The 1,668-nt window shown below is 26.1% G+C and carries 1 protein-coding gene and 1 tRNA gene; both read left to right on the top strand.

Annotated elements, in window-relative coordinates:
• Nucleotides 1-96 precede the first annotated feature (96 nt).
• Nucleotides 97-173: transfer RNA gene (locus OL66_RS00670), tRNA-Arg, on the top strand.
• Nucleotides 174-478: 305 nt separating this feature from the next.
• Nucleotides 479-1,564, top strand: a complete 1,086-nt coding sequence (locus OL66_RS00665; protein WP_034172060.1) for a DNA recombination protein RmuC — start codon at nt 479-481, stop codon at nt 1,562-1,564.
• Nucleotides 1,565-1,668 lie beyond the last annotated feature (104 nt).

Here is a 1,668-nt window from a genome sequence, read left to right as displayed (position 1 = left end):
CTTTGAGGATTTAAATAAAGAAACTATCTTCACTACTTTAATTGCTTTTTTTTGTCCAAAACAATGATTTTATAGTATAATATTTGTTGTATGTTTGTTTGAGTAGCTCAGCTGGATAGAGCAACGGCCTTCTAAGCCGTCGGTCGGGGGTTCGAATCCCTTCTCAAACGCCAGTTTATCTTTTATTTTTTGCACCATTTCCCTTAATTTAGTAATTTAGCACTTAGGCATTTATATTTATTTTTAATATTTATTTTTTTTGTCCCAAACATTTTCACAAATTTTTATTTTATGTATGTTATTTGTTTTTCAAATAAGAAATAAATATTAAAAATATTTAAAGAACAAATCTCAATAATAACCCTTTTTTTATTTTTGTTTTGTTTTTTATTTTTTGTATTTTTTTATATCAACTTTAATGCATCAAAAAGCTAAAAGACATTAAAAAAGAAAAAAAGAAAAAGGAATAACAAAATAAATGCCTCAAGATCAAATTGTTTTTTTATTAATCTTAACTTTATCCGTTATTTTGATTCTTATTTTGGGTGGTGTAACTTTCATTATTTATTTTTTTGTTGCCAAACCGAAAAAAACGCAAGTCAATATCCAAGATTTTGTGAAACAAGCTTTTTTAGAGTCAGAATCTAGGGTTATTTGTCGTTTGGATGATAAAATTAACAATTTAACTCATCAAAGTCAAGATAGTTTAACTAAAGAAATTAAAGATACTCGCCAACATTTAACAATTAATCTGGAAAATTCTTTAAAAGTTTTAAGAGAACAAAATGCAAGTGGTTTTCAAGAAGTGCAAAACATTCATAAATTATTGTGCCAAAACGATAAAACAGGACAAGCTGGAGAATTTTTGTTGGCACGCGTTTTGGAAAATGTTTCTCATTTTAAAGATAAATTAGTTTTTGAAAAACAATATTTAATGAAAAAAACAAACAATAACGGCAATCGTCTTAAAGTTGATGTGATGTGTAAAGGTTATGGTAAATTTGTTCAAATTCCTATTGATTCGAAGTTTCCTACCACAGATTTTCTAGCCTATATTAACGCCACTTTCAACCAAACAGAATTAAAGAGTCGCTTTTTATTTCACGTTAAAGAAAGAATTAAAGAAGTTCAAAAATACGTCAGCAAAGAAGACAACTGCCCTTATGCCATTATGTTTATTCCTTCTGAAAGTATTTTTGCCCAAATTAATTGCGATCATGAAATAATATCATATGCTTTTAAACGCAATGTTATCATTACAAGTCCTTCGATTTTACTTGCTATTCTTAATTCAGTTGATTATTATTTTCAAATTTTCGAAAGTGTTCAAAACAACGAAGAAAAACTTGAATGTATTGAAAATGTGCTACAAGCGATGAAAAATTTTGATAAAGTCTTTATTTATGATTTGAAAGCGGCTTTGGAAAAAGTTCTCAAAGTGATTGAAGATATTCAAAAAAAAGAAAAAACCTTAGAGCAACGTTATCAAAAATTGTTAGAAGTTCGCAAAAAAGAAAATAACAATTCCAAAAACAACATCAAAAATGAAAAGATAGATTTTTAAATCATTATTTTAACATTATTTTGCAAATACTTTTTTGAGTTATTATATAATATTTACGGATACTATTTTTTTTTATTTAGTATCTTATATATTTCATTAATTAA

The organism is Chrysanthemum yellows phytoplasma (genome assembly GCF_000803325.1).
GTDB classification, from domain to species: Bacteria; Bacillota_I; Bacilli_A; order Acholeplasmatales; family Acholeplasmataceae; genus Phytoplasma; species Phytoplasma asteris.
The sequence above is the reverse complement of the archived record's forward strand: the minus strand, read 5'-3'. Positions and strand labels throughout refer to the sequence as shown.

Coding starts and splice junctions, on each gene's coding strand:
- OL66_RS00665 (WP_034172060.1), top strand. CDS start 479: ATGCCTCAAGATCAAATTGTTTTTTTATTAATCTTAACTTTATCCGTT.